The sequence below is a fragment of the Geomonas sp. genome (genome assembly GCF_056994735.1).
The window spans coordinates 1-7421 of sequence record NZ_JBXKJL010000359.1 but is presented as its reverse complement, the minus strand read 5'-3'; the positions used below and the strand labels follow the sequence as shown (position 1 = coordinate 7421).

Sequence of the window (7421 nt, the reverse complement as noted above, 5' to 3'; positions counted from 1 at the left end):
ACTCAAACTCCTGTAGCAAAAGTAGCTAAAGCTTCTTCTAATAACGGAGTTAGTTCTTATTTAAAGAATGAATATAACAAAACAGCATTGAGTTCTATTCTAAATAAAATCAAATCAATATTTTAAGGTGGTGTTTAAATGGGCAAGTACGACAATCTGCTTAATGAAGAACTTAATAAGATAACCGGCAACAAGCCTACAAGTGTTAAATCTTCAAGTAGATATGATGATTTGTACAATGAAGAGCTTGGTAAGATAACCTCCGGCAAAGTTAAAAGCAGTTATAAAAATTACACTTATAATAAAGACGCATATATAAAACAAAAGAATAACGAAACAATACAAGGTCTTGAAAGTAATCTGTTAAGCAATGGTGTTAATGTACCTCTGCCAGATGAAGAACTTAAACCTAAACGTAATTGGTTTGAAAAGTACATAGGCGACCCTATATCTGCTCTAGGGTATGCTGCTAATAGAGGTATTAAAAACGCTGTAGATGAAAATGCAAATACAAGTGTATTGCAAGGTATTAAAGAAGGATTTGGTGCAGGCTTTAAAGATGAAAATGCCAACATGAGGACTTCCTTTAGTGAAGTTCTCCAAACTCTTTTAAACAATAGCAATGATGGAGTTAGAAACACTACAGCAGTAGTTAATAACGTTTTAAATCCTTTTGCATGGAAAGATGCCATAGAAGGAAAAGGAGCAGTTGAAACAGCCAAGGACCATACAGGACTTACTGGCTTTCTTGGTGACGCTCTCTTAGACCCTGCTAACTTGATTGGTGGATTAGGAGGTGCTTCCAAGGTACTCTCCAAAGGCTCTAAAGTTCTTAATGGTGCTGATACTATAGGAGACGTATCAAAGGCTACAGATGTGCTTAAATCAATGGGTAACGCAGGAGATTTAACTAAGGAAGCAGAATACCTAGCTAAGAAAACAAGCAAGGCATTGGGCTTTATAGACGATTATAAAGGCATTACATTAGGTACAAATAAACACAATATAACTATACCGGGGTTATCAGCTAAGAATTTAGGCAAGGTAGCAGACACTCTTCCTGTTAGAGTGGTTAGAAACATAGGTGGCATGATTGGTGAAACTAAACTAGCAAAAGATATAAGCTCTAAGTTTGGCGGCAAGTATCACAAGCTTATGGAATATGCAAAGACAAATCCAGACGAAGCAATGAAAACAGTTGCATACATAGATGAATACAAGAAGTCTTTAAATAATGAAATGGCAGAAAAGCTTAAACATATAAAAACTACAGAAGAAGCACAGAAGGTTGTTAAAGGTTACGAAGCAGAAATAACTAAAGCAATGGAAACTAAAAACATTGTAGATGAAATAACCCAAGTGTTTACAGTTCCGAGTGAAGCAAGAAGTGAAGCTATGGTTAAGTTCAGACAAAAGGGTGAAGCTAAAAGAGCAGAAATAGAACTGCAGCTTAAAGCACTTAATGATGAAGCAGCAGCTACTACCGATTTGTCTAAGAGATTAGAACTTCAAAAGCAGTACGAAGACCTTTCTGATTTGAATAAAACTACAGAAGCTTCCATAGGTATGAGCGATGAAGAACTTGAAGCCATATACAAAAGACAGGTTGAGATAACAAAGAAGGAAGGAAGAGCAGTAGACAGCCAATTCGATAAGGTAGAGCCTGTAAAAGAAATTAAGCCTGTTGAAACGCCAAAACAAGAAGTAATAAAATCTAAAGATAAAAGCATGAGCTTTTCAGAACTTACAAAGAAAGAAGACTTATCTAAACTAAGTGAAGCTGAAAGAAATGCTAAAGAACTTAGAGATTTAAAATGGAGTGTTAATCCTACAAACAAATACAGCAAAGCTCCACTAGACAAACATGAAGGAATAAATAAACGTATAAAAGAACTTGAGGAAATAGCAAGTAAAGAAAAGAATACTTCAAAACCTAAAACAGCAGAAGAGCCTAAGAAACTTACACAGGAAGAAAGAGATAAACTTGTACCAATTGATAAAGAAGTAGAAGTAGTTAAACCAACTGTAGACACAAAGCTTGAAGAAACCTACAAGAAGTTAGGAGATAAAAAGCTTAACGACCTTACTGATGAAAAGTACAATGAGCTTGTAAACAAACATATAGAAGCAAAATTACCTTTAGATGAAGAGATTAAAAACAGATACAAGTCTATGAACAAATGGGAAGCCGATGAAGAGATAAAGTTTCTTAATAATAAAATGGCTAATAGACGTAAGATGAACACAGAACACACTGTAACAAACAAAGCAGGAAAGAAGTTACAAGGTGTAATAGACTACATCAATGAACTGTCAGAAAAAGCTAAAGTTAAACCTAGATTTGACCTTGAAAGTGAAGACTTCTATGAAGCTAATATTGGCTTTAGAAACATTGAAAAGGCTAGAATGGAAAGAAAGCTATTTGAAAAAGGCAAGAAGTTATATGCTTCCACTGGTGAAGTCACAGATAGAATGGCAGAAAGTCTAACAGACGCTCTTACAAACTCTTTTAAAGATTCTAAATGGATTGGAGAAGCAGGAGACGACCTTACAAGAGATTTAAAGTTCCTTACTAAAAGAGAATTTGATACAGTATGGGATAGCGTAAAGAAAGCTAACAATAAACCCTATGAAAGCAAGAAGTTTAAAAACTTTAGCTCTTTTAATGATGATGAAAAGGTTATAGGAAAGAACGAAGCTATAACAGGCAAGAACAGAGACAATTGGATAGATGACATGAGTGCCAAGAAAGATGACAATGAAGAGAATATATTCGATTATACTAAACGTCTTATGGAAACAGAAGATGGAGAACTTGCCAATATGCCAGACACTCTTGTGCATGGAATAATAGAAAGAGACTTGGATAAAGCTGTTGATGATTTGGATATTAAAGAAGCAGCTAAAGAATTTAACGAAGCAAGAGCAAAGGCTTTACCTCTTACAGACAAGCAGCTAAATGCAATAAGCTACAATGTAAGACAAGTTAAATGGTACAGACCGGAAGTATATAAACAACTTAGAGAAACAATGGGTGGAAGTTTTAGAAACATAAAGTCTCGTTATGATGCAAGACAGTTCTTTGATAAGCTTAAAGAAATATCAGATAATTTTGGTACTAAGGCTCTTGATGTTAAGGCAGAAACAAAATATAGAAAAGAACTTGTAGACCTAGCAAATAGAGTTATAAAAGAAAACACAGATGAAGCAGGAAAGAAGAATGCACAAACCATACTTGATTTATTCTCTAAAGGAAAGGTATCTAATTACAACCAATATGCTAGAGTTAAGGACGGACTTAATGCTTATGTAACAAAAGAAACCTTTGAAAAGGCTGTAAAGGAAACAAGAGCAAGTGAAGATGTAACAAAAGCATATAAGGCATTAGAAACCACTCCTGTAGAAGCTATAAAAGAAACTGTTAAAGACCCTGTAGTGGCTGTTCAGATGGTGCAGACTAAAACTGCCGTAGACACTATAAGCAATGCTATAGAAGAACTAAAGAAAGTTAAGGACTTAAAGGTTAGTCAGCTTGAAGCAGAATATAAAAGACTTAATAATCTTCTTAACGATGAACAGTTATTTGAAGCTCACTTTGATAAACAGTTTGGAAACAAGTATCCTAAGTATGTAGAGCAGATGAAGACTACCTACAAAGTAACTGGAGGACAATTCGATAAGTTACCTACTGATGTTAAAGCTGTAGCAGAGCACTTCCAAAATGAGTTTAAGAAGTATGGTATAGAAGAAGGTATAATAACACAGGAAGAAGCAGATGGTTTATATAACTATGTAGCTCACATGCAAAGTCCGGAAGGAAAGAAGTATTTTGATTCTGTAGAAACAAACTCTAGCGTTAAGAATCCTATAAATAAGAATGCTATAGAAAGAACAGCCTTTCCTAAAGATTGGACAATAGAAAAGATAAATGAGTTCATGCTTGAGAAGCATAGTGTAAAGAATTACATGGAAGACCAAATATCCCGTATCTACTTGCAGCGTTCTCTTGCTCACAACAAATACATGTTTGAAAAGAAGAGAGTAGACAACTTCATAGAAACCTTCGGTACAAAGTATGACTTTAATAACAGGCCGGCAAAAGGTGATAAAGAAGGCTGGGCTAAATACATGGAAATGGTAAACGACTTTCAATCAAAGAAAGGAAACGGCTACAGCATTGTAACACTTGATGAAGCCTATTCTCCTATAGATGTAACAACTCTTGAAGGAAAGTCTCTTGAAGATGCTTTAAACCACAATATAAATTCTAGTCCTTTTGTACAGATAGACCCTAAAGATATTAAGGAAGAAAAGTTCTATGAGAATGTAAAACAACCACTATATGTTGTACCTTCTGATATGCACAAGGAATACCTTGATGTAATGAAAGGTCAATATGAGCAGCAGGCAGGAACGCTTAAAGGAATGTACACAAAGTTTGTTAACCTATGGAAAGCACAAGCGTTATTCAGTACCTCTTATCATGTTAACAATATGCAAGGTAATATGTTTAACGGTTATCTTAATGTTGGAAGCAAAATATTTAATCCAAAATACAACTCTTATTCTTCTATAGCACTTATGGCTAAGAACAGTAAAGCTATGGGAGATAAAGTGTTCCTTGGCAGAAGAGCCAGTGAATGGCTTGATATAGCAAAAGAGTACGGAGTGTTAGGACATACTCAAACAGATGTGGATATGGTTGCTTTTAGAAATGGTTTAACAGATGTGCTTAAAGAAACTAAAAGTCCTTTAAAGAAGTTTGCAAGTAAGATTAATCCTCTTAATGTGTCTCACGATGCAGGAAATATAATAGAAGAACAGGCTAGACTTACTAACTTCTTTATACACATAGCAGATGGAAAGACACCTCAAGAAGCTTCTGACATGGTTAATAAATTTCTCTTTGACTACTCTGATTTGTCGCAGTTCGAGCAGAACACAATGAAGAACATAATGCCATTTTATACATGGTTTAGGAAGAACTTACCTCTTCAAGTATCTCAACTGTTTGAACAACCTACAAAATATGGTAGAATATACAAAGGACAGAAATCTGTATCTAAAAAAGAAAGTGAAGACCAAAAGAAGTACAAGCCAGAGTATCTTGAAAACTCTATACATCTTGGAGAAGGAAAGTATGCTAAATTAAATCTGCCTTACGAAGACCTTAAAAAAGCAACATCGGTTAATGATTTAGTTAGCGGTACTAATCCCTTTGCAAAACTTGCTGTAGAACTTATAACCAACAAGAATCTTTACTATAATAGTCCTATAGCAAAGCAAGATGGTGAAATGGTTAAAGCTCCATTATACCTAGAGCCTTTTGCAAAGAACACACCGAACGGAAAGATGATAGATGCAAAGCTTAAATATGCTTTAGACAGTCTCCTTCCTGCTGTGAAGAACACCTCCAATGCTGTTAACACTAAAGTATTAGGTAAAGGTACAGAAGCAGAAGCAAGTAGAGCAGATGGTTTTCTTAAAGGAGTTAAAGTACAGGAGCCGGACTTTGAACAATTAAAGCAACAAGCTGTATTTTACTACATTAAGAAACTTACAGATGCCGAAACAAATGCTAAGAAGGAAGGAAAGATAACAAAGACAGCAGAACAGATACAGAAACAAAAGGAAAGCGACAAACAGTATCAAAAGATAAAAGACATATATGAAAACAATTATGTCATAAAGAAGAAAAAATAAGAGGGGTTAATCCCCCTCTACCATGAGGTGCATAATGGTAGATAAAGGTGTAGAAAGAGATTTGGTTGTAATGTATGATGACCATGAAAAAAGAATACAAGTATTAGAGGTGAAAGAAGCTGTGCTAGGAACTAAACTTGATTTAACAAATAAGCTCCTTGGAGGTATTTTAGTTATACTAGCAACAGCAGTTGTTGGTTTGCTCTTTGAAGTTATTAAAGCAGGAGGTGTTAAGTAATGGAGATTAAAGAAGTACATTTAGGTTTTAATGGTGGATTCTCTAATGTTAATAAACCAGACACTATAATACTTCATCATGCAGCAGCACAAAATTGCAGCATATTTGACATACATAAATGGCATATAGTAAGAGGTTTTATTGGCATCGGATACCACTTTTTTTGCGACAAGGAAGGTAATATATACAGAGGTAGACCAGAGAAAGCTATAGGTGCTCATGCAGAAGGACACAATACAGACAGTTTGGGTATATGCTGTGAAGGTAACTTTGAAATAGACACTATGTCTGCAATTCAAAAGGAAGCTCTTATATGGTTAATCAAGGATATAAAAACTAGACATAATATTAAAGCAGTAAAGAAACATAAAGATGTTAAGCCTACTGCTTGTCCAGGTAAGAACTATCCATTTAATGAAATTATAGATGGAGTTAATTATGTAAAGCCTGTAGTAAAGGAAGTTAAGAAGTATGGAATTGTTACAGCAAGTGTTCTTAATGTAAGAGATGGCAGCTCTACAAAACATAAAATAATTGGAAAGCTTAAAAAAGGAGATAAAGTTAAAATAGGTTATATAGAAGGTAATTGGTATAACATTTATTTTGGAGAGCATGGTGGATTTGTTAATAAAAACTATGTAAAAGAGGTGTAATATGAAATTAGAAAACTATAAAAAGAAATCTGTATGGGTAGCTGTAATATCTTTTAGTGTACTACTTGGTAAGACTTATGGACTATTTGAAGTTCCAGAGAACTTTAATACATTAGTTGATATGGGTCTTACAATTCTAACTATGGTAGGTATTATAGTAGAGTAATGAAAAGAACGTATTAGTTTTAACTCTTAATGAGTTCTAATACGTTCTTTTTCCTTTAGTATAAATACTTTTCTTATGGCTCTTTGCTAGTAAATGAGTATTAATGCTTAACATGTTGTCTTTTATAGTATAGCCACAAATCAAAAGTATTATACATAATTTATATAAAGATTGGCTAAAGCCAATCGAGCTGTTGAAAAGACACAGCTCAATGATAAAAGATTTAAAAGATAGAATACATATTTGCTTTAAGAGATGTACTCGGCTACGCCGGTAATACGTATAGAATAAAAAAAGAATAAATAAATTATACTTTCTGATTTGTTATCTTTTAAATTCTTTTAGTTTCAACAAGACCGAGCGTAGCGAGGTTCTTGTTAGCATTGTTTCTAGGAGCGAAGCGAACTTAGAAACAATAGCTTAGTACGTAAAGCCAACGTGCTTTTAAGCAGTTCTTGTGCATCGGCGTCTCTACGTTCCTCGTTACTCGTCTCTTCGTTGATTATGGGTTTAGTATAGCATAGCTTGTCAATAGAACACAAGGAGAACACTGAATTGTTAACAAAGAATTAACATTATGTTCGTGTCTGTTCGTACGTACATACATTCTGTTACATAAAAAGAACACGTAGAATGGGGTACTACGTGCTCTGTAACAAGG

At 34.4% G+C, this 7421-nt stretch carries 4 protein-coding genes; all 4 read left to right on the top strand.

The genetic code is table 11. The features are described 5' to 3' along the window. The first annotated feature begins 138 nt into the window (after positions 1–138). Genes AC11W3_RS15555 through AC11W3_RS15540 form a run of 4 tightly spaced genes read left to right on the top strand, consistent with a single transcriptional unit; the run spans position 139 to position 6760 of the window. Positions 139–5703 (top strand): hypothetical protein, encoded by a 5565-nt coding sequence (locus AC11W3_RS15555; protein ID WP_484093313.1) that lies wholly within the window; start codon positions 139–141, stop codon positions 5701–5703. Between the two features lie 34 nt (positions 5704–5737). Further along, positions 5738–5941 (top strand): hypothetical protein, encoded by a 204-nt coding sequence (locus tag AC11W3_RS15550; protein WP_484093312.1) that lies wholly within the window; start codon positions 5738–5740, stop codon positions 5939–5941. Continuing rightward, positions 5941–6594: an N-acetylmuramoyl-L-alanine amidase gene (locus tag AC11W3_RS15545; RefSeq protein WP_484093311.1), complete on the top strand. Its 654-nt coding sequence runs from the start codon at positions 5941–5943 to the stop codon at positions 6592–6594. The genes AC11W3_RS15550 and AC11W3_RS15545 overlap by 1 nt, the downstream gene beginning before the upstream one ends. A 1-nt stretch (position 6595) precedes the next feature. Then, complete coding sequence (locus tag AC11W3_RS15540) at positions 6596–6760, top strand: hypothetical protein (RefSeq protein WP_484093310.1); 165 nt, start codon at positions 6596–6598, stop codon at positions 6758–6760. The last annotated feature ends 661 nt before the right edge of the window (positions 6761–7421 follow it).